At 35.0% G+C, this 18,377-nt stretch carries 24 protein-coding genes and 1 pseudogene; 22 read left to right on the forward strand and 3 right to left on the reverse strand.

What is annotated here, in order from left to right:
• Positions 1-2: 2 nt before the first annotated feature.
• From rplF to BBS29_RS04000, 21 genes are all read left to right on the forward strand, one after another.
• A complete protein-coding gene (rplF, locus tag BBS29_RS03900; protein WP_068129211.1) occupies positions 3-539 on the forward strand; it encodes a 50S ribosomal protein L6 in 537 nt (178 codons plus the stop codon).
• Positions 540-563: 24 nt separating this feature from the next.
• Positions 564-926, forward strand: a complete 363-nt coding sequence (gene rplR / locus BBS29_RS03905; protein ID WP_040929575.1) for a 50S ribosomal protein L18 — start codon at positions 564-566, stop codon at positions 924-926.
• 22 nt (positions 927-948) lie between these two features.
• A complete protein-coding gene (gene rpsE, locus BBS29_RS03910) occupies positions 949-1,452 on the forward strand; it encodes a 30S ribosomal protein S5 (RefSeq protein WP_040929574.1) in 504 nt (167 codons plus the stop codon).
• A 15-nt stretch (positions 1,453-1,467) separates the two neighbouring features.
• Positions 1,468-1,647 carry a 50S ribosomal protein L30 gene (rpmD, locus tag BBS29_RS03915; RefSeq protein WP_040929573.1) on the forward strand — a complete coding sequence of 60 codons (180 nt, stop codon included), beginning with the start codon at positions 1,468-1,470 and terminating at the stop codon, positions 1,645-1,647.
• Positions 1,648-1,675: 28 nt separating this feature from the next.
• A complete protein-coding gene (rplO, locus tag BBS29_RS03920) occupies positions 1,676-2,113 on the forward strand; it encodes a 50S ribosomal protein L15 (RefSeq protein ID WP_068129213.1) in 438 nt (145 codons plus the stop codon).
• The gene (gene secY / locus BBS29_RS03925) at positions 2,113-3,408 is read left to right on the forward strand and encodes a preprotein translocase subunit SecY (RefSeq protein ID WP_068129215.1); all 1,296 of its coding nucleotides are present in this window, start codon (positions 2,113-2,115) and stop codon (positions 3,406-3,408) included. The genes rplO and secY overlap by 1 nt, the downstream gene beginning before the upstream one ends.
• Before the next feature lie 28 nt (positions 3,409-3,436).
• Positions 3,437-4,084, forward strand: a complete 648-nt coding sequence (locus BBS29_RS03930; protein WP_068129217.1) for an adenylate kinase — start codon at positions 3,437-3,439, stop codon at positions 4,082-4,084.
• Between the two features lie 108 nt (positions 4,085-4,192).
• Positions 4,193-4,411, forward strand: a complete 219-nt coding sequence (infA, locus tag BBS29_RS03935; RefSeq protein ID WP_040929569.1) for a translation initiation factor IF-1 — start codon at positions 4,193-4,195, stop codon at positions 4,409-4,411.
• 28 nt (positions 4,412-4,439) lie between these two features.
• Positions 4,440-4,553: a 50S ribosomal protein L36 gene (gene rpmJ / locus BBS29_RS03940; RefSeq protein WP_029091518.1), complete on the forward strand. Its 114-nt coding sequence runs from the start codon at positions 4,440-4,442 to the stop codon at positions 4,551-4,553.
• Between the two features lie 21 nt (positions 4,554-4,574).
• Complete coding sequence (gene rpsM / locus BBS29_RS03945) at positions 4,575-4,940, forward strand: 30S ribosomal protein S13 (RefSeq protein WP_040929568.1); 366 nt, start codon at positions 4,575-4,577, stop codon at positions 4,938-4,940.
• Positions 4,941-4,967: 27 nt separating this feature from the next.
• The gene (rpsK, locus tag BBS29_RS03950) at positions 4,968-5,363 is read left to right on the forward strand and encodes a 30S ribosomal protein S11 (RefSeq protein ID WP_068129219.1); all 396 of its coding nucleotides are present in this window, start codon (positions 4,968-4,970) and stop codon (positions 5,361-5,363) included.
• A 61-nt stretch (positions 5,364-5,424) separates the two neighbouring features.
• Positions 5,425-6,369 carry a DNA-directed RNA polymerase subunit alpha gene (locus BBS29_RS03955; protein WP_068129220.1) on the forward strand — a complete coding sequence of 315 codons (945 nt, stop codon included), beginning with the start codon at positions 5,425-5,427 and terminating at the stop codon, positions 6,367-6,369.
• A 19-nt stretch (positions 6,370-6,388) separates the two neighbouring features.
• Positions 6,389-6,766 (forward strand): 50S ribosomal protein L17, encoded by a 378-nt coding sequence (rplQ, locus tag BBS29_RS03960; RefSeq protein WP_040929565.1) that lies wholly within the window; start codon positions 6,389-6,391, stop codon positions 6,764-6,766.
• Positions 6,767-6,905: 139 nt separating this feature from the next.
• Positions 6,906-7,694, forward strand: coding sequence for an energy-coupling factor transporter ATPase (locus tag BBS29_RS03965; protein ID WP_068129222.1), 789 nt, complete (start codon positions 6,906-6,908; stop codon positions 7,692-7,694).
• Complete coding sequence (locus BBS29_RS03970; RefSeq protein WP_068129225.1) at positions 7,691-8,545, forward strand: energy-coupling factor transporter ATPase; 855 nt, start codon at positions 7,691-7,693, stop codon at positions 8,543-8,545. Before BBS29_RS03965 ends, BBS29_RS03970 begins: the two co-directional genes overlap by 4 nt.
• A complete protein-coding gene (locus tag BBS29_RS03975) occupies positions 8,538-9,335 on the forward strand; it encodes an energy-coupling factor transporter transmembrane component T family protein (RefSeq protein ID WP_068129227.1) in 798 nt (265 codons plus the stop codon). The genes BBS29_RS03970 and BBS29_RS03975 overlap by 8 nt, the downstream gene beginning before the upstream one ends.
• Entirely contained in the window at positions 9,332-10,102 is a 771-nt protein-coding gene (gene truA / locus BBS29_RS03980; protein WP_068129230.1) for a tRNA pseudouridine(38-40) synthase TruA, read from the forward strand. The genes BBS29_RS03975 and truA overlap by 4 nt, the downstream gene beginning before the upstream one ends.
• Positions 10,103-10,257: 155 nt before the next feature.
• On the forward strand, positions 10,258-10,695 hold the full coding sequence (gene rplM / locus BBS29_RS03985) for a 50S ribosomal protein L13 (RefSeq protein WP_040929560.1): 438 nt from the start codon (positions 10,258-10,260) through the stop codon (positions 10,693-10,695).
• A 19-nt stretch (positions 10,696-10,714) separates the two neighbouring features.
• A complete protein-coding gene (gene rpsI, locus BBS29_RS03990) occupies positions 10,715-11,107 on the forward strand; it encodes a 30S ribosomal protein S9 (RefSeq protein ID WP_040929559.1) in 393 nt (130 codons plus the stop codon).
• A gap of 325 nt (positions 11,108-11,432) precedes the next feature.
• Entirely contained in the window at positions 11,433-12,872 is a 1,440-nt protein-coding gene (locus BBS29_RS03995) for an ATP-binding protein (protein ID WP_068129233.1), read from the forward strand.
• A gap of 1,075 nt (positions 12,873-13,947) precedes the next feature.
• Entirely contained in the window at positions 13,948-14,805 is an 858-nt protein-coding gene (locus BBS29_RS04000; RefSeq protein WP_257009082.1) for a M23 family metallopeptidase, read from the forward strand.
• Between the two features lie 316 nt (positions 14,806-15,121).
• Here the strand turns inward: BBS29_RS04000 and BBS29_RS04005 are convergent, their stop codons facing one another.
• Complete coding sequence (locus BBS29_RS04005) at positions 15,122-15,676, reverse strand: TetR/AcrR family transcriptional regulator (protein ID WP_068129235.1); 555 nt, start codon at positions 15,674-15,676, stop codon at positions 15,122-15,124.
• Positions 15,677-15,805: 129 nt separating this feature from the next.
• Here BBS29_RS04005 and BBS29_RS04010 point away from each other — a divergent pair, with 129 nt between their 5' ends.
• Positions 15,806-16,309, forward strand: coding sequence for a carboxymuconolactone decarboxylase family protein (locus tag BBS29_RS04010; RefSeq protein ID WP_179853827.1), 504 nt, complete (start codon positions 15,806-15,808; stop codon positions 16,307-16,309).
• Between the two features lie 706 nt (positions 16,310-17,015).
• On the opposite strand, the pseudogene BBS29_RS08605 reads toward BBS29_RS04010, so the two are convergent.
• Together BBS29_RS08605 and BBS29_RS04015 are read right to left on the reverse strand one after the other, a co-directional pair.
• A pseudogene (locus BBS29_RS08605) lies at positions 17,016-17,165 on the reverse strand (replication initiation protein); the annotation flags it as partial.
• Positions 17,166-17,438: 273 nt separating this feature from the next.
• Positions 17,439-18,206, reverse strand: coding sequence for a helix-turn-helix domain-containing protein (locus BBS29_RS04015; RefSeq protein WP_068129237.1), 768 nt, complete (start codon positions 18,204-18,206; stop codon positions 17,439-17,441).
• Between the last annotated feature and the right edge of the window lie 171 nt (positions 18,207-18,377).

The following is an 18,377-nucleotide window of genomic DNA, read 5'->3' on the forward strand; positions in this document are numbered from 1 at the left end:
AAATGAGCCGAATTGGTAACCGTATTATTGAAATTCCATCTGGCGTTACAGTAGACGTTGATGGATCTACATTTACAGTTAAAGGACCGAAAGGTGAACTTAAAAGAACTTTAAATGATGACTTAAATTATAAAATGGAAGACAACACAATCGTCGTTGAGCGTCCAAACGATTCAATCGCGATGCGTTCGATTCACGGAACAACACGTTCTTTACTAAACAACATGGTCGAAGGTGTATCACAAGGTTTTGTTAAAGAATTAGAATTAATCGGTGTTGGTTACCGTGCACAAATGCAAGGTAAGAAACTTGTATTAAACGTTGGACTTTCTCACCCAGTTGAATTCGAATCATCAGATACACTTACAATTTCAGTTGATGGAAACACTAAACTTAAAATTGAAGGTATCGACAAAGAAGAAGTTGGAGCATTAGCTTCAAACATTCGTAAGGTACGTCCACCTGAGCCATACAAAGGTAAAGGTATTCGTTACAAAGATGAGTACGTACGTCGTAAAGAAGGTAAAACTGGTAAATAATTAAACAAGTGAGGAGGAACATAAATGATTTCTAAAATCGATAAAAATGCGGTACGTCGTAAAAGACATTTACGTGTACGTAAAAACATTTCAGGAACTCCTGAAAGACCACGTCTAAACGTATACCGTTCTAATAAAAACATCTATGCACAACTTATCGATGATGTGAACTATAAAACATTAGCAAGTGCTTCAACACAAGATAAAGACTTCAGCGGTAAAAATGGTTCTAACAAAGAAGCAGCTGCAGAAGTTGGTAAATTAATTGCTGAACGTGGTAAAGCAGCGGGCGTCGAAACAGTTGTATTCGACCGCGGAGGTTATTTATATCACGGACGTGTAGCTGCATTAGCAGAATCTGCACGTGAAAACGGACTTAAGTTTTAATTGAAGGAGGCGAAACAATAAAATGGCTCGTAATCGTAGAGAAGAAAAACAAGAATTTGAAGAACGCGTAGTAACGATCAACCGTATCGCGAAAGTAGTTAAAGGTGGTAGACGTTTCCGTTTCTCTGCTTTAGTAGTAGTAGGGGACAGAAAAGGTCGCGTAGGATTCGGTCAAGGTAAAGCACAAGAGGTGCCAGAAGCAATCAAAAAAGCAATTGAAGCAGCTAAGAAAAACCTTGTTGAAGTACCAATCGTAGACGGAACTATTCCACACGAAATCAACGGACGCTTCAGCTCTGGTCACGTATTCATGAAACCAGCTGCTCCAGGTACTGGGGTTATCGCAGGTGGACCGGTACGTGCGGTGTTAGAGTTAGCAGGTGTTACAGACGTATTAAGTAAATCGATCGGAACAAGTACTCCAGTAAACGTAGTACGTGCGACGATGACAGGTTTAGAAGAACTTAAAAACGTTGAAGACGTAGCTAGACTGCGTGGAAAAACTGTAGAAGAAATCTTAAATTAAGGGGGAGTATTCAAGATGGCTAAAGTTAAAGTTACCCTCGTAAGAAGTGTTATCGGTAGACCGGAAACACAAAAGAAGACAGTCGCTTCACTCGGTCTAAAGAAAATTAATTCTTCAATCGAGCTTGAAGATACTGCTCAATTAAGAGGACAAGTAGAAAAAGTTAAACACTTAGTTAAAGTAGAGAATATTTAATAAGTAATATAAAATAGGAGGTGCAACAATGAAATTACACGAACTTAAACCAGTTGAGGGCGCACGTAAATCACGTAAACGTGTTGGACGTGGTATGTCATCAGGTCATGGTAAAACTTCTGGCCGTGGACATAAAGGACAAAACGCTCGTACAGGTGGTGGCGTAGGATTAGTATTCGAAGGTGGTCAATTACCACTATTCCGTGCGATTCCTAAACGTGGTTTCACAAATATTAACCGTAAAAGTTATTCAGTCGTTAACATTAGCGATTTAAATAAATTTGATGCTGGAACTGTAGTTACACCTGAATTACTCGTTGAGTCAGGATTAGTTAAAAAGAATGTAGCAATTAAAATTCTTGGTAACGGAGAACTCAATGTTAAGTTAACTGTTCAAGCACACAAGTTTTCTGCTACGGCTAAAGAAGCGATTGAGGCTCAAGGCGGCACTGTAGAGGTGATCTAATGATCAGCAACGTTGTCAATTTCTTTAAGATCAAAGAAATCAGGCAGAAGATTGTATTTACACTTGCAATGCTTGTAATATTTAAAATTGGTACGTATATACCAGTTCCTGGCGTAGATCCGAGTGTGTTTGACACACAAGCTCAAGGTGGCGTACTAGACGTCATGAACACATTCGGTGGTGGGGCACTTAAAAACTTCTCTATTTTTGCAATGGGGATTATGCCTTACATCACTGCTTCAATCGTTACGCAGTTACTGCAAATGGACGTTGTACCAAAGTTTGCTGAATGGGCGCGACAAGGTGAAGTCGGACGACGTAAAATTGCTCAGTTTACGCGTTACTTTACAATCGTTTTAGCATTTATTCAGTCAATTGGTATGTCATTTGCATTCAACCAAATGTTTGGTGGTACGTTAATTAGTGATAACTCAGTTGGTTCATACCTAATTATCGCTATCGTACTTACAACAGGTACTGCGTTTCTATTATGGCTTGGTGAACAAATCACTGAAAAAGGTGTAGGTAACGGTATTTCTATCATTATCTTCGCTGGTATTTTAGGATCATTACCAAGTGCATTAATTCAATTTTATGAACAACAATTTGTTGGCGCACAAGACAATACGATGGCTGTGTTAACAGTAGTTGGTATGGTTGTTGGTTTATTACTTCTTACTGCATTTGCGGTTTACGTTTTACAAGCGATTCGTAAAATTCCGATTCAATATGCAAGAGGTAAAGGTCGTCAAGCAATGCTTGCACCACAAGCAACTTTCTTACCGCTAAAAGTTAACCCTGCAGGAGTTATCCCAGTTATCTTTGCGATGGCATTCTTAATGTTACCGCAATCTATATCACTATTTTTCCAAGATAAAGAATGGGCAATTAAATTTGCTGAAGCTGCGAATCCAGCGTCTAATATCGGATTAGTGATTTACATCATTCTCATCATCTTGTTTGCGTACTTCTATGCGTTTGTACAAGTAAACCCTGAGAAGATGGCAGATAACTTAAAAAACCAAGGCAGTTACATTCCTGGTATTCGTCCAGGGAAAAACACGCAGACTTACATTACAAATGTTTTATATAGACTCGTATTTGTAGGTTCAATATTCTTAGCGTTTATTGCAGTGTTACCAATACTGCTAACTCGATTAATGGATTTACCACAAACGATTCAGATCGGTGGTACAAGCCTACTCATCGTTATCGGGGTTGCGCTAGAAACTATGAAACAACTCGAAGCTCAAGCAGGACAAAGAGAGTACAGAGGGTTTAGACGCAATAGGTAAACACGTATAGATTAGTAGGAGGATATTCATGAATATCGTAATTATGGGATTGCCTGGAGCAGGTAAAGGTACACAGGCGACAGAAATCATTAAAAAATACCCAATTCCACATATTTCTACTGGTGATATGTTCCGTTTAGCAATTAAAAACGAAACTGAACTCGGTAAAGAGGCAAAATCTTACATGGATCGTGGAGAACTCGTTCCCGATGAAGTAACGATTGGAATTGTCAGAGAAAGATTATCTGAAAGTGACGCTAAAGAAGGCTTCTTATTAGATGGTTTCCCAAGAACTGTCTCACAAGCAAAAGCTTTAAATGAAATTATGGCTGAACTTGGTACTCAGATTGATAGCACATTATATATCGATGTTCCTGAAGAGGAACTCATGAACCGCCTAACAGGACGTCGTATCTGTGAGGTATGCGGTACAGTATATCACTTAGTGTTTAACCCGCCGAAAAAAGACGGTGTATGTGATCTTGAAGGTGGTAAATTATACCAACGTGAAGATGACAACCCAGAAACGGTTCAAAAAAGATTAAGTGTAAACATCAAGCAAACGAAACCACTACTTGATTTCTATGAAAAACAAGGTGTTTTATCTAAAGTAGATGGTGCGAGAGATATCGATGAAGTGTTTGCTGATGTCGAAAAGATACTCGAAACACTTTAATATTCACCTTGAGTCTTTAGGTGAATATCTCATCAGTCCTTAAATATAAGTGGTTTCACCTGAAGACAAGCAAAACAAAGAGTTTAAACTGTAAAGGAGGAATATAAAGTGAGTAAAGAGGGCGTTATTGAATTAGAAGGTCTTGTAAAAGAGACATTACCAAACGCACAGTTCAAAGTAGAACTTGAAAACGGCCATGAGATTACAGCTCATGTGTCTGGTAAAATTCGTATGAACTATATTCGAATCCTTCCTGGAGATAAAGTAACAGTTGAAATGTCACCGTATGACTTAACTAAAGGAAGAATCACTTATCGTTTTAAATAAGGACTCCAATTATTAAGGAGGTAACAAAATGAAAGTTAGACCATCAGTAAAACCAATTTGCGAAAAATGTAAAGTCATTCGTCGTAAAGGAAAAGTAATGGTAATTTGTGAGAATCCTAAGCATAAACAAAGACAAGGATAATAAATAACGGAGGTGTAAATAATGGCTCGTATAGCAGGAGTTGACATTCCACGTAATAAACGTGTAGTAATCTCATTAACTTATATTTACGGTATCGGTAAATCGAGATCTTCTGAAATTCTTAAAGAAGCAGGCGTTAACGAAGACACGCGTGTACAAGACTTAACAGAAGATGAGTTAAACAAAATTCGTGAAGTTGTAGACAACTACAAACTTGAAGGTGACTTACGCCGTGATGAAAACTTAGACGTTAAACGTCTTTTAGAAATCGCATCATACAGAGGTATCCGTCACCGTCGTGGCTTACCAGTTCGTGGTCAAAAGACTAAGAACAACGCGAGAACGCGTAAAGGTCCTAAGAAAACAATCGCGAACAAGAAGAAGTAATTAACAAGTAAGGGAGGAGTATTATAAATGGCTCGTAATCAATCACGTACATCACGTAAACGTAGAGTGAAGAAAAATGTTGAATCAGGAATTGCACACATTCGTTCAACATTCAACAATACAATTGTAACGATCACGGATGATTTCGGAAACGCACTATCATGGTCATCTGCTGGTGCATTAGGATTTAAAGGTTCTAAGAAATCTACTCCATTCGCAGCACAAATGGCTTCTGAAACTGCTTCTAAAGCGGCAATGGAACACGGTCTTAAAACTGTAGAAGTAACAGTAAAAGGACCTGGTGCAGGACGTGAATCTGCAATTCGTGCATTACAATCAGCTGGATTAGAGATTACATCTATTAAAGACGTAACTCCAGTTCCACACAACGGTTGTCGTCCACCAAAACGTCGTCGTGTATAATTAACGATGATAAAACACATTGCGCAATTAAACGGCGGTAATAGGGAGGAAAAAGTAAACAATGATTGAAATCGAAAAACCTAGAATTGAAACAGTAGAACTAACGGAAGATTCTAAGTTTGGTAAGTTTGTTGTAGAGCCTCTAGAAAGAGGATATGGAACAACGCTTGGGAACTCCTTACGTCGCATTCTTTTATCATCTTTACCTGGTGCGGCAGTAAAGACAGTCGAATTCGAAAACGTACTACATGAATTCTCAACAATTGAGAACGTCATCGAAGATGTTACAACGATCATCACAAACATTAAAAGTTTAGCGTTAAAAATCTATTCAGAAGAAGATAAAACGTTAGAAATTGATGTTACAGACGAAGGTGTTGTAACTGCAGGAGATATTATCCACGACAGTGACGTTGAGATTTTAAACCCAGAGTTAAAAATCGCAACCGTAGCAAAAGGTGGAGTCCTAAGAGTACGCATGATTGCTGGACGCGGACGCGGTTATGCTTTATCTGAAGCGAACAACAAAAGCGACCTACCAATCGGAGTAATTCCAGTAGACTCTATTTACACACCAGTAAAACGTGTCAACTACACAGTAGAAAGCACACGTGTCGGTCAAAATGCGAACTTCGATAAGTTAACATTAGATGTATGGACAGACGGATCAATTACACCGCTTGAATCTATTTCACTTGGTGCAAAAATCTTAACTGAACATTTAAACATCTTTGTCGACTTAACAGACGAAGCGCAAAATGCTGAAATTATGGTGGAAAAAGAAGAAGACCAAAAAGAAAAAGTACTTGAAATGTCTATCGAAGAACTCGACTTATCTGTACGTTCTTACAACTGCTTAAAACGTGCAGGCATTAACTCAGTTCAAGAGTTAACAGAGAAAACAGAAGCAGACATGATGAAAGTACGTAATCTAGGACGTAAGTCTTTAGACGAAGTTAAAAATAAATTAGATGACCTTGGATTAGAATTACGCCAAGAAGATTAATTAAAGAGGAGGTATAAGAATGGCTTACAGAAAACTCGGTCGTGACTCAGCACACAGAAAATCTATGCTTAGAAACCTTGCGACATCATTAATCGTTGAAGAACGCATCGTTACAACAGAAAAGCGTGCTAAAGAGCTACGTAAAGTTGTAGATCGTCTTGTAACTTTAGGTAAGCGTGGAGACGTAGCATCTAGACGTCGTGCTGCTGAAACGGTACAAAACGTTACGTTAGTAAACGAAGATGGTTCAACAACAACTGCATTACAAAAATTATTTGATGATATCGCACCTCGTTTTGAAGAACGTCAAGGTGGATACACAAGCATTAAAAAACTTGGTGAGCGTCGTGGAGACGGTGCAGAACAAGTGATTATTGAATTTGTTGAGGGTGCTTAAACCTCTTATTAAAGCAGTATGAGTGTTACGATAGATTTACTTCTGTCTAGCTCTTAAGTATCCTGCAAAACTATGAATTGCGCGACTCTTTTGCAGGGTACGCGCTTTTTTATTTAACTATTTTAAAGAAGGTGGAAATATGATTTCACTTAAAAATGTTTCATACAAATATAGCCACAGCAGTCGATACGCATTAAATCATATTTCTATCGACTTTAAAAAATCAGAATTTGTGTCGATTATCGGACATAACGGTTCTGGTAAAAGTACGTTAGTAAAAATCATAATGGGTATACTCACTCCAACTGAAGGGGATGTGTATATCGATGGAGAAAAAGTGACACAAGACAATTTCCAAGACATTCGCGAAAAATTTGCGATTGTGTTTCAAAATCCGGATAACCAGTTTGTCGGAGCAACAGTCGAAGATGATGTTGCGTTTGGGTTAGAAAATCGTGGTGTTCCACATGAAACAATGAAAGATAAAGTGGAATCTGCTTTAAGGGAAGTCGGTATGTGGGAGTTTAGAACACATGAACCCCATCGTCTTTCTGGTGGTCAAAAGCAACGTGTTGCGATTGCTGGAGCGCTTGTGACGGACCCAGACGTGTTAATTATGGATGAATCGACGTCGATGTTAGACCCGACTGGTAGAAGGGATATTTTATCTTTACTTAAAAACATACATAAAACGAGAGAGACGACGATCATTTACATTACGCATGACTTAACTGAAATTGAAGACAGTGATTACGCATATGTGATGCGTGATGGTAAAATTCGTAGCGAAGGTCAAGTGTATGAAATCTATCAAGACACGGATGTGTTAAAAGAGAGTAATTTAGTGCTTCCATTTAATATTGTGTTGTCCGAAGCGTTAATGAACGGAGAATATATGTCATACGAAGAGTTGGTGGAACGTCTATGAATATAAGTCTAGAGAACGTGACATTAGTCTACCAAAGGAAAACACCATTTGAATTTAAAGCGTTAAATAACATCACGACACAATTTGAACAAGGTAAATTTTACGGTGTCATCGGACATACAGGTAGTGGGAAGTCAACGCTCGTACAAATGTTAAATGGACTTATTTTACCGACAGAAGGAGAAGTCAATGTCGGTGACCATGTATTAACTAGAAAAGCGAAATATAAAATCATTCACGACGTTAAAAAACGTGTGGGGATCGTCTTTCAGTTCCCTGAACACCAGCTGTTCGATGAAACCGTCCTTAAAGACGTCTCATTTGGACCGATGAATATGGGAAAGTCTAAAGAACAAGCAGAAGCTATATCTAAAAAATATTTAGAACTGCTAAACGTTGATGAATCATTATTTGATCAGTCACCGTTTGATTTATCTGGTGGGCAAATGCGTAAAATTGCGCTCGCAGGTATACTATCGATGGAACCAGACGTACTTATATTAGACGAACCAACGGCAGGACTAGACCCACTCAGCCATATTAAAACGATGGAGTTATTTAAATCGTTACACGAAACGCTCGGGATTACAGTCATACTCGTCACGCACGATATGAACGACGTGTTTAACTATACTGATGAGGTGAAAGTACTCTCTAAAGGACATCTCGTCGCTGAAGGGAATACGCATGAACTCTTACAAGATGAAGCACTCTTAAAAGAGTATCAACTAGAAGTTCCAAACGTCGTACGCCTCGTTCATGATTTACGTAAAAAAGGATATACGTTAGACGAAATGCCTCAAAATATACAGTCATTCATACGTATGTATAAGGGGGTATTCGATGTTTGATTCGATGCTACTTGGTCGTTATATTCCTGGAGATAGTGTCATTCATAAACTCGATGCACGCGCGAAATTAATCGCGACGGCACTATTTATGATTATCGTGTTTTTTGCGAACAACTTAGTAACGTACTTACTTTTAATTGCCTTTGTACTCATCGTTTTAAAGCTCGCAAAACTCGGTATTATGTTCGTATTAAACGGACTTAAGATTATACTCGTACTACTCATATTTACGTTTTTAATGCACCTATTCTTAACAAAAGGTGGTCCGGTACTCATCGATGCTAAAATATTTACGATTGAGTTAGAAGGGTTGATCAGAGGTTTATATATATCAACGAGACTCATTATGCTCGTCATCGTAACGACGATCATGACACTGACGACAAGTCCGATTTCATTAACGGACGGCTTAGAAAAACTCGCATCACCGTTAAAAATGTTTAAAGTACCTGTCCATGAAATCGCGATGATGACGTCGATTAGTTTAAGATTTATACCGACGTTAATGGATGAGACAGATAAAATAATAAAAGCACAATCATCTAGAGGATCGACATTTATGACAGGTCCAGTAAAAGACCGTATAAAAGCACTCATTCCTATCGTCATACCGCTATTTATATCTGCGTTTCAAAGAGCAGAAGATATGGCAGTTGCAATGGAAGTAAGAGGCTATAAGGGAGACGAAGGACGTACGCACTACCGACTCCTTATATGGCATAAAAGAGACACGATTGCGCTTATTATATTAGTACTATTTGGAGTACTACTGTGGGTGTTAAGAACATGACACGTATATTATTAAAAATAACGTATAACGGTAAAGAGTTTGATGGGTGGCAGTATCAGCAAAACCGTCGTACTGTTCAAGGTGAAATTGAACGTGCATTAAAATCTGTACACCGTGAATTTATAAGAATTCACCCAGCGTCACGTACAGATAAGCACGTTCATGCACTTGAACAATACGCACACTTTGACACGACACTCGATATCGATCCTGAGAAGTGGTCGTTTATATTAAACAACAAACTTTCAGGAGACATCCGTATTATAGAGTCAAAAGAGATCGACCCGGAGTATCACGTAAGGTATCACTCGAAAGGAAAAGTATACCGGTACAAAATGTACTTCGGAGAACCATCTCCTTTTAAATACGGGTTAGAAACACATGTGAAAGATGAATTAAACATCGACAAAATGCGAGAAGCGGCCGAGTCCTTTATCGGCACACATGACTTTACAAGTTTCTCGAGTGCAAAAACTGTCATTGAAAACAAAGTGAGACATATATACAAACTCGATATAATCGAGACAACAAATGGGTTAGAAATCGTCATTATGGGGTCAGGTTTTTTATATAACATGGTGCGAATTATCGTATCTTATTTACTTGAAGTTGGTAAAGGTAATAGAAATCCAAAATCTACAAAAGAAAACATCGAAAACAAAGACCGAACGCAAAATCCAAAAGTTGCACCAGCAGGTGGGTTATATTTAGAGCGTATATTTTTAACAGAAGAAGAACAAGGCGATTATTTAAAAGAAAACACGTGATACCGTTGACTTTTAACGTAAAGGTGCGTTATAATTACTAACGGTATAAATTTATATCACACACTGATAAGCCCCGGAACTTATCTTTTGTAAGATATAACATGAACAATTAAATTAGAAAATTAGAAACTTTTTTTATTTTGGAGGGCAAAACAATGCGTCAAACATTTATGGCTAACGAGTCAAACATTGAGCGTAAATGGTACGTAATTGATGCTGAAGGACAAACATTAGGTCGTCTTTCAACAGAAGTTGCATCAATCTTACGTGGTAAACATAAACCAACATACACGCCACACGTTGACACTGGTGACTACGTGATCATCATCAACGCTGGTAAAGTTGAATTAACAGGAAACAAATTAAGTCAAAAAGTATACTACAGACACACTGGTCACCCAGGTGGAATTAAAGAAGTAACAGCTGGAGAGTTAAGAGAAACTTACCCAGTTCGTTTAATCGAAAAATCTGTAAAAGGTATGCTACCTAAAAACTCTTTAGGCGACAAACAACTTAGCAAATTATTCGTATATGAAGCAGACACGCATCCACATGCGGCACAACAACCTGAAAACTACGAGTTACGTGGTTAAGGATTAGGAGGTAAACACATTGGCTAAAGTAGAATATAGAGGAACTGGACGTCGTAAAAAGTCAATCGCACGTGTACGTCTTGTACCAGGTGAAGGTAACGTAACGATCAACAATCGTGACATGAGAGAATACCTTCCATTTGAAAGCTTAATCTTAGACTTAAACCAACCATTCGCTGTTACTGAAACAGAAGGTAACTATGATGTATTAGTAAACGTACACGGTGGTGGATTCACAGGACAAGCTCAAGCAATCCGTCACGGAATTGCGCGTGCATTATTAGAAGCAAACCCTGAACACCGCGCTGAATTAAAACGTGCTGGTCTCTTAACACGTGACCCACGTATGAAAGAGCGTATGAAACCAGGTCTTAAGAAAGCTCGTAAAGCACCACAATTCTCTAAACGTTAATATGCTGGAATTGTTGCAAACTTGTTTGCATACAAGTCCAGTACGCAAATTGCATAGCAATTTGTGTTCATATAAAAATTACAAGCACTTCTCGAGAAATCGAGGAGTGCTTTTTTGTGTTTTCTAATTTTGCTAGTTACCATATTTTAATATCCCGAAAGAAATTATTTTGTTTTAAAGCTTTTAAATATTCACTGATTTGAAGAAGTATGAAACTTGTGAGATTTCTTGAGGATTCAAATATCATTTATAATGATAATCGATAAGCACATATGATTGAATGATATAATAGGATCAATAAGATGATTGATTGCGAGGTTTAAATATGACTGTAAGAGAAGAATATATTAAATTTTTGCAAACTGAGGCTGAAGGACAGCTTCTAGATAGAAAGAGAGCGTCTATAAATCCTAAAGATGTAGCTCAACAAATTAGTGCATTTGCAAATGCTGAAGGTGGAAAACTTGTAATTGGCATTGAAGATAATGGTGAGATTTCAGGATTTAATCATACAAAAGCAAAAAAGAAAGAACTGTATATTGAGGCACCCTTCGAATATTTGTATAGAATACCTAAATATAAACATGAAATAATAGAGGTGAAGAAACACGATGGAACTATGGATGAAATTCTTGTTTTCGATATTGAACCTAGTTATGATGCCATTATCACCTTAAAAGATGACTCAGTATATTTAAGAATTAGTGATAAAAGTAGAAAATTGACGCACAACCAAATTACAAATTTAGAATACGATCGTGGTTCACGTCGTTTTGAAGAAGAACTGGTTGAGCATTCTAGTATCGAAGATGTAGATAAAATGTTAACTAGAGAATTTAAACAATTACTTAATACAAACGTAGATGATGAAAAATTATTAAAAGCTAGAGGGTTTATGCGTGAAGGAAAATTGACAGTTGCCGGTTTGTTGCTGTTTAGTAACAATATTAGTGTCTATTTGCCGAGTGCTAGAATCCGTTTTATGAGATATGAAGGTAATAAAGAAGAATCTGGAACAAGACTTAATGTAGTAAAAGATATTACATTTGATAAAGCTTTACCGATAGCAATTAGGGAAGCAAGAGATTTTATCAATACACAACTACGAGAATACACTTTCTTAGGAAAAGAAGGAAAGTTTATAACGTTACCAGAATACCCTGAATTTGCTTGGTTTGAAGGAATGATAAATGCGATTGTACATCGTAGATATGATAACCAAGGAGATCACATAAGAATAAAAATGTTTGACGACAGACTAGAAATTAGTAGCCCAGGCGCATTACCTGCTTCAGTTACGTTAGAGAATATTAAAGAAGAACGATATTCAAGGAATCCAAAATTAGCTGCGGCATTAACTCAATATAAATGGGTAAGGGAATCAAACGAAGGAGTTGGTCGTATTTTTGACGAAATGAAGGAATATTTCCTAGATGACCCCGTTTATTCAGAACCTAATAACAGTTCAGTACAATTAACTTTGAAGAATAACATTGTGGCTAGAAAAGAAAGAGAAATGAGTCGAGTGAGTAATATAATAACACCTGAATTATTTGAAAGTTTAAATGAGCAACAAGAATTAATTGTGAGACATTTGTATAATGAGGGAGAATTAACAGCATCTAAAATTGCAAGTATTATTCAAAGATCTGCTCCTACGGCTAGAAAAAGATTGAAAGAATTGGAAGAAATGAATATTGTATCGACACATGGATCAAGTAAAAATGATCCGAAGAGAACATATTATTTAATCGGTTTTGAGTAAAGTGGAAAACTTTCGAGTAATTAAAAAGATAAACACTAAAAAATAATGAGAATCTAATGATATCAAGGCATTTGTGAGCTTTCGAGTAAATATAGGAATTTTCGAGTAACTCAAAAGAAATTACAAAAATAGGGTAGAATCGATGGAATCAAAGGGTTTACGAGCTTTCGAGTAAAGTGAAAAATTTTCGAGTACTATTATTTTAATTATAGAATGCTTAAATTTTGAATAGGCAATCTATTTTGATAGCAATAGAAAGAAATAATAATACGCTACAAGATTATTTAATGGCCAGCATTTTTGAACGTATGAAACTAGGTCTTAAGAAAGTAAATATAAATATAAAGTTTAAAAGCACTTCTCGAGAAATCGAGGGGTGCTTGTTTTTTACTATTAATATATATTTAACGTTCTGGTATTATTTCGTCTAAAAACTCGCCATATTTCCCTTCATTATTTTTGGTTAATAAATGACCGTAGTTATCCAATATAATAATATGTGTTTCCCAGCCGTTTTCTCTATAAAATCCTTCTCCTTCTTTACTTGCTGTTAAAGCGTTAAAAGGATGTTCTTTTCTCTCGCCTGTATCATGTTCTCCGACAATCCAATAAATAGGGAAGTCGCCTCTTATAATATTCTCTTTTGGGATACGCTCACTTATATTTTCAGCTTTTGGAGAACCACCACCTCCAAAAAGAACAGCGCCTCCTTTTTTTAATATCTATGTCTTTAAGCTTTTCAATTAGCCAATAAGATGTAATTTCGGCACCACCTGAAAATCCGCCGATCCAAAGATAATCATTATTCGGAAGAGATTGAATTAAATCAATAAGATAATCTGAATTAAGAACGCCTTCTTCCCACCTTGTATCATATTGTGTTGAAGGTGTTTTAGGAACGACTAGAGTTAAGTTTTTATCTTTTGCAACTTGTTTAATACCTTAATTTAATGTCCAATTTTAGATCCCCTTAATAAATTGTCTACTTAAATTTACATCATTGTGCTGCTTAATAGAAATATATAGAACGTGATATAATTAAGTGTCCAATTTTGTCTATGAAGGAGGGTATATCATGCAACCAAAGGAGTTAGCGAACCTGATATTACAAGGTGATTTTGAGACAGTATACAGTCAAACAGATAATGAATTTAAAGCCGAGATATCTCTAGAAGAATTACGTGAGATAGCAGAAGACTTTACGAAAGATATCATGGATTTAGAACTTCAATCTGAACTCATAAACAATAACGATGGATCTAATCTTTGTGTATGGCTAGATGATAGTGGCACAAAAGGTATCGTTGCTGTGTTTAACAGTGATGATGTAATTGAGGGAATACAGTTTTTACCAGTAGAGAGCTATCCAGAAACAGATGAAGTATTTACTAAAACAAAGTTTATACCCCCTTTTAAGGGTGAATGGCTAGTTGCTTGGGGTGGTATAAATAGCTTAGTAAACTATCATTATGAGTATGAATCACAGCGTTATGCGTATGATTTTATCGTTGCAAAGGACAATAAATCATATGAGGGCGACAAGGAGCTTAATGAGAGTTATTATGCGTTTGGAAAAGAGTGTATCGCACCTGCAGATGGAGTGGTTGTAGAGATTGAAAACAACATTAAAGACAACGAACCTGTTGGGATTCATAACACAGATCATCCTGCTGGAAACTATGTTACCTTAGATCATGGAAACGATGAATTTAGTCATATTTCTCATTTTAAATATCAGTCAATTGTCGTTAAAGAAGGGGATACTGTAAAGAGAGGCGATTTACTTGGTCTTGTTGGAAATTCCGGAAACTCAAGTGAAGCCCATATCCATTTTCATGTTGCTGATTCAAGTGATTTGTGGGATTCAAAAAGTATTCGAATTAATTTTGATGGAGATAGTGACATGCTCCAAGGGGATATAATCACACAATAATAAAAATAACCTGTAGCTTGCAATACAATGAGTAATTGAAGTTACAGGTTTTTTTATGTAAAAAGAATTGAAGTTTTTTATCATTTCTATAACTATCTTTTGATGATGACTGATTCAGGTAATATATCGATACAACCGTATTCAACACTTATCGTGGCATTAGAAAACTCATGCTCATGTTGGTCAATTAGGAAGTAATCGAGACGACTCATGACTGAATAGCGTCAAAATGATAGATTATCTCCTTGTCAGGTTTTTCATCTACGTGGTCACTTGGAACGTGTTGGTTGATTTATTAAATCCTCTGGTGGTTACTTTATTTTGAAAAGTTGAATTTGCTAATCTCTATAAAACTAGATACCAATTCATCCGTACTTTCTGTACAACCACCTTCAATCCATTTCATTAATATATTTAAGAATCCACCTGTATTATAATAGAGTGCAAAAATCATATATTCATCGTTAATCTGATAATGAAATTTGTTTTTCACAGAGATATGAAGTTGAGGTAGTATATCATTGAACTGATCTAGTAACAAAGATGATAGACCATGAGAATGTAGTAATTTTAATAAATCAATTTCTTCATAACAAATATTAAAGAATACATAAGATACGTAATCCATTGTTAATGATTGAGAATTATTCAATGCCTTAATATACTTATTTTTTATATTTGATATACCTACATTCAAAATATCTTCTTTTGAGTCAAAGTTTCTATAAAAAGTTGTTCTATCTAGATCCGCAAGTTTTGTGATTTCGCCTATGGAAATACTATTAAATGACTTTTCTTGCATAAGTTTTATCAAACTTTCATATATCCATTGCTGTGATTGGATTACTGATGGATGATTAGACATCTTCATTACTATTTCACTCCCGTGCAACAAAAACCGTATTATGTTGAACTTCATTACAAAGTGTTGAGCTTATGTTATATGTAATTTACTATATAATCAAAAGTTCTACAAATGTTGCAATTAGGAGAGAGTATAATGAATAAAATTATATCTAAAAGTTTAGTAAAAGCTGCTAGTTTTATGAATATGGATAATCGAGTGAACTATTTCAAAGTATCTCCAGTTGGAATGGAAAATATCATGTTACAAGAGAAATATGTCAATAAAATAAAGATAGATCGAAAAATGGTCTCTCTAGTGAAACTATATGTTTCTGTTTTAAATGGATGTTCTTACTGTATAGAGATGCACTATAAAGAGGCATCAAAAAAGAAAGTTGAGAAGAAACATATAGAGTCGATTTTGAATTTAGATATAGATAACGAGAACTTCAATGAAGAAGAAAGAGCGTTACTATTATTTGCTAAAAAATTAACGCTAATCTCAGAGTATTCTATTTCTGATGAAGAGTATTCAAAGATGAGAAAATATTTGTCAGAGAAAGAGTATGTAGATTTTATAATGCTTGTAAATCAAGTCAATACATGGAACCGTATTTCTATAGGTACAGGAAATACAGGAGAGGTTATAGATATTTGATGAGATATGGATTTAGGGAAAGGCGAAACGAAAAATAAAAATTATATAATGTAAATTGTTGTTCTAGCGATGTAATATGCGATTAAAAATATTAATAGTGGTTTTATAAAACTTTTATTTTCTTTTTTGTAAACTATAATAATTGAAATGGAGAATATGAGTGGTAACCATAAGAACCAAAACAATAAATTATTGAAAAAAATTTCTAAAATGCTAATCATCCTTTAGTTAAGATTAATTAGTATACACTATATTTTGAATTTGTTTCTTTAATACATGTGTAGTTCATATGAACATATATAGCTGCTAGCCCTGCAGGTGTTACTTTAGCACCATTTTTATGATGGATTATTAACCTTATACAAGTATATGAATTATGTTAGTATAGAAATAAGAAAACTCAAAACATAGTATATATCAATAACTTTAAAATGTAAGGACTGATTAAATTTTGGATTTCTTTCTTAACGATATTCTAATCGGTTATATAGTAATTCCCTTACTAATAATTTTTGGCATATTTAAAATGAAAAAGAATGATAATAAAGCACAAGTAAAATCTGTTATATCTTTTTTAATTATTTACTTGATTCTAAGAACAGTATATTTGTTTTTATTTTAGAGTTAAATAGTTAAGATTCGTCTTTTACCCAATTTATAGGCGGTAGATCTAGTTTTTTTTCTATCTTTTATATTTATTTTCAATTCAAGCACCGACTCTTTCTGGTTTAAATGTAAATTCATAAGCTATTATTGGATTGCAACGTTCATTCGATTTAATTTTTAAATCAGTAAAATATCGTGGTAATTCTTTACTAACATGCTTTAAAATGTTTTTATCAATCTCGCTAAAAGTGTAATATTTTTGAGTATCTTATAATTCTTTAAACTTATCTGTGGCAAATGTTACACTACCTACTGTGCGCGATTGTTTAAGTAGTCTTTATACTGTGTTATAGCAAAGAAAATTTCATTTCCGCACGTGTCCAATAACTCATATTTACTGTATTAAAATCATTATGATATTTGATGAGATATGGGTTTATTGATTATACCCGATATTATATATGACATATGAAATAGAAAAAATTAAGCACTTCTCGAGAAATCGAGGAGTGCTCGTTTTATGTTATAACATATCTAGCATTTCAGGGTGGAATACAGATAATATTGTATTACCTTTAGTTTTTAAGTCCTCATTAGAAGTGATATTTCCTAAATCTATCATTGCTCTTGCAGTTGGATAAGGTGATTGATGTTTTACACCTTTATTAATTGCGATATTATAATATTTAATCGCTATGTCAGTATCCTTATGTACTAAATTGTAAAGAGTGCCAAGATGATAATAGAATAAAGATATTGTTTTAGATATGCCGTAATAATCTTCCCATAAATTCATTTTTTCTTCTATCTCGTTAATGATATAAGCTTGTTGTTCATCTTTAAATAAAAAGAATATATAACTTAATAAAACAATGTCATTTGGCAATAAGTTTTCTCTATTCTGAATTGAGTTCCAAATAATCTTTCTATACTTTTCTTGTTCTTGAGCTGTACCTTCGTAAAGTGTAGCTAAGCTATGTAAAATATCTATTTGAAAATCTGTTAGATAAGGATGCTTCTTAATAAATTCATCAATAACCACTATACGATTGCTTAATTCATTATTTAAATCATCAAAAAAATTAGGAATATCTTTTGACTTAGAATATAAATAAGCGAACTCAGAAAATGGAATGTTTAGTCGATCTAAAATCATAATTAAACTATAAAAATTAGCATTATCAATATCGTTTTCGATATTCGTATATGTATACTCACTCATAATTCCTTTATAAACATCACTTTTTGATAGATCTCTAGATTCTCTTAAAAATTTTATTAAATTTTCCATTATATCACACCTAGAATTAAATATATTACATTTTTTAAAAAATATGATTCATAAAATGTTACTTCTAAAAAATTTTAAAATTGTGGTAATCATAAATCTTAGGAGGAATACTATGAATCATTCTTGGAAAAAGATTGTTAAATACTCGTTACCTTTCACTATTATTGGAGT

Origin of the sequence: Nosocomiicoccus ampullae (assembly GCF_001696685.1) — a bacterium.
Lineage (GTDB): Bacteria > Bacillota > Bacilli > Staphylococcales > Salinicoccaceae > Nosocomiicoccus > Nosocomiicoccus ampullae_A.

Bases quoted from the DNA above. Each gene is read 5' to 3' on its own strand.
- rplF (WP_068129211.1), top strand. From the start codon at position 3: ATGAGCCGAATTGGTAACCGTATTATTGAAATTCCATCTGGCGTTACA.
- rplR (WP_040929575.1), top strand. From the start codon at position 564: ATGATTTCTAAAATCGATAAAAATGCGGTACGTCGTAAAAGACATTTA.
- rpsE (WP_040929574.1), top strand. From the start codon at position 949: ATGGCTCGTAATCGTAGAGAAGAAAAACAAGAATTTGAAGAACGCGTA.
- rpmD (WP_040929573.1), top strand. From the start codon at position 1,468: ATGGCTAAAGTTAAAGTTACCCTCGTAAGAAGTGTTATCGGTAGACCG.
- rplO (WP_068129213.1), top strand. From the start codon at position 1,676: ATGAAATTACACGAACTTAAACCAGTTGAGGGCGCACGTAAATCACGT.
- secY (WP_068129215.1), top strand. From the start codon at position 2,113: ATGATCAGCAACGTTGTCAATTTCTTTAAGATCAAAGAAATCAGGCAG.
- BBS29_RS03930 (WP_068129217.1), top strand. From the start codon at position 3,437: ATGAATATCGTAATTATGGGATTGCCTGGAGCAGGTAAAGGTACACAG.
- rpmJ (WP_029091518.1), top strand. From the start codon at position 4,440: ATGAAAGTTAGACCATCAGTAAAACCAATTTGCGAAAAATGTAAAGTC.
- rpsM (WP_040929568.1), top strand. From the start codon at position 4,575: ATGGCTCGTATAGCAGGAGTTGACATTCCACGTAATAAACGTGTAGTA.
- rpsK (WP_068129219.1), top strand. From the start codon at position 4,968: ATGGCTCGTAATCAATCACGTACATCACGTAAACGTAGAGTGAAGAAA.
- BBS29_RS03955 (WP_068129220.1), top strand. From the start codon at position 5,425: ATGATTGAAATCGAAAAACCTAGAATTGAAACAGTAGAACTAACGGAA.
- rplQ (WP_040929565.1), top strand. From the start codon at position 6,389: ATGGCTTACAGAAAACTCGGTCGTGACTCAGCACACAGAAAATCTATG.
- BBS29_RS03965 (WP_068129222.1), top strand. From the start codon at position 6,906: ATGATTTCACTTAAAAATGTTTCATACAAATATAGCCACAGCAGTCGA.
- BBS29_RS03970 (WP_068129225.1), top strand. From the start codon at position 7,691: ATGAATATAAGTCTAGAGAACGTGACATTAGTCTACCAAAGGAAAACA.
- BBS29_RS03975 (WP_068129227.1), top strand. From the start codon at position 8,538: ATGTTTGATTCGATGCTACTTGGTCGTTATATTCCTGGAGATAGTGTC.
- truA (WP_068129230.1), top strand. From the start codon at position 9,332: ATGACACGTATATTATTAAAAATAACGTATAACGGTAAAGAGTTTGAT.
- rplM (WP_040929560.1), top strand. From the start codon at position 10,258: ATGCGTCAAACATTTATGGCTAACGAGTCAAACATTGAGCGTAAATGG.
- BBS29_RS03995 (WP_068129233.1), top strand. From the start codon at position 11,433: ATGACTGTAAGAGAAGAATATATTAAATTTTTGCAAACTGAGGCTGAA.
- BBS29_RS04000 (WP_257009082.1), top strand. From the start codon at position 13,948: ATGCAACCAAAGGAGTTAGCGAACCTGATATTACAAGGTGATTTTGAG.
- BBS29_RS04005 (WP_068129235.1), bottom strand. From the start codon at position 15,676: ATGAAGATGTCTAATCATCCATCAGTAATCCAATCACAGCAATGGATA.
- BBS29_RS04010 (WP_179853827.1), top strand. From the start codon at position 15,806: ATGAATAAAATTATATCTAAAAGTTTAGTAAAAGCTGCTAGTTTTATG.
- BBS29_RS04015 (WP_068129237.1), bottom strand. From the start codon at position 18,206: ATGGAAAATTTAATAAAATTTTTAAGAGAATCTAGAGATCTATCAAAA.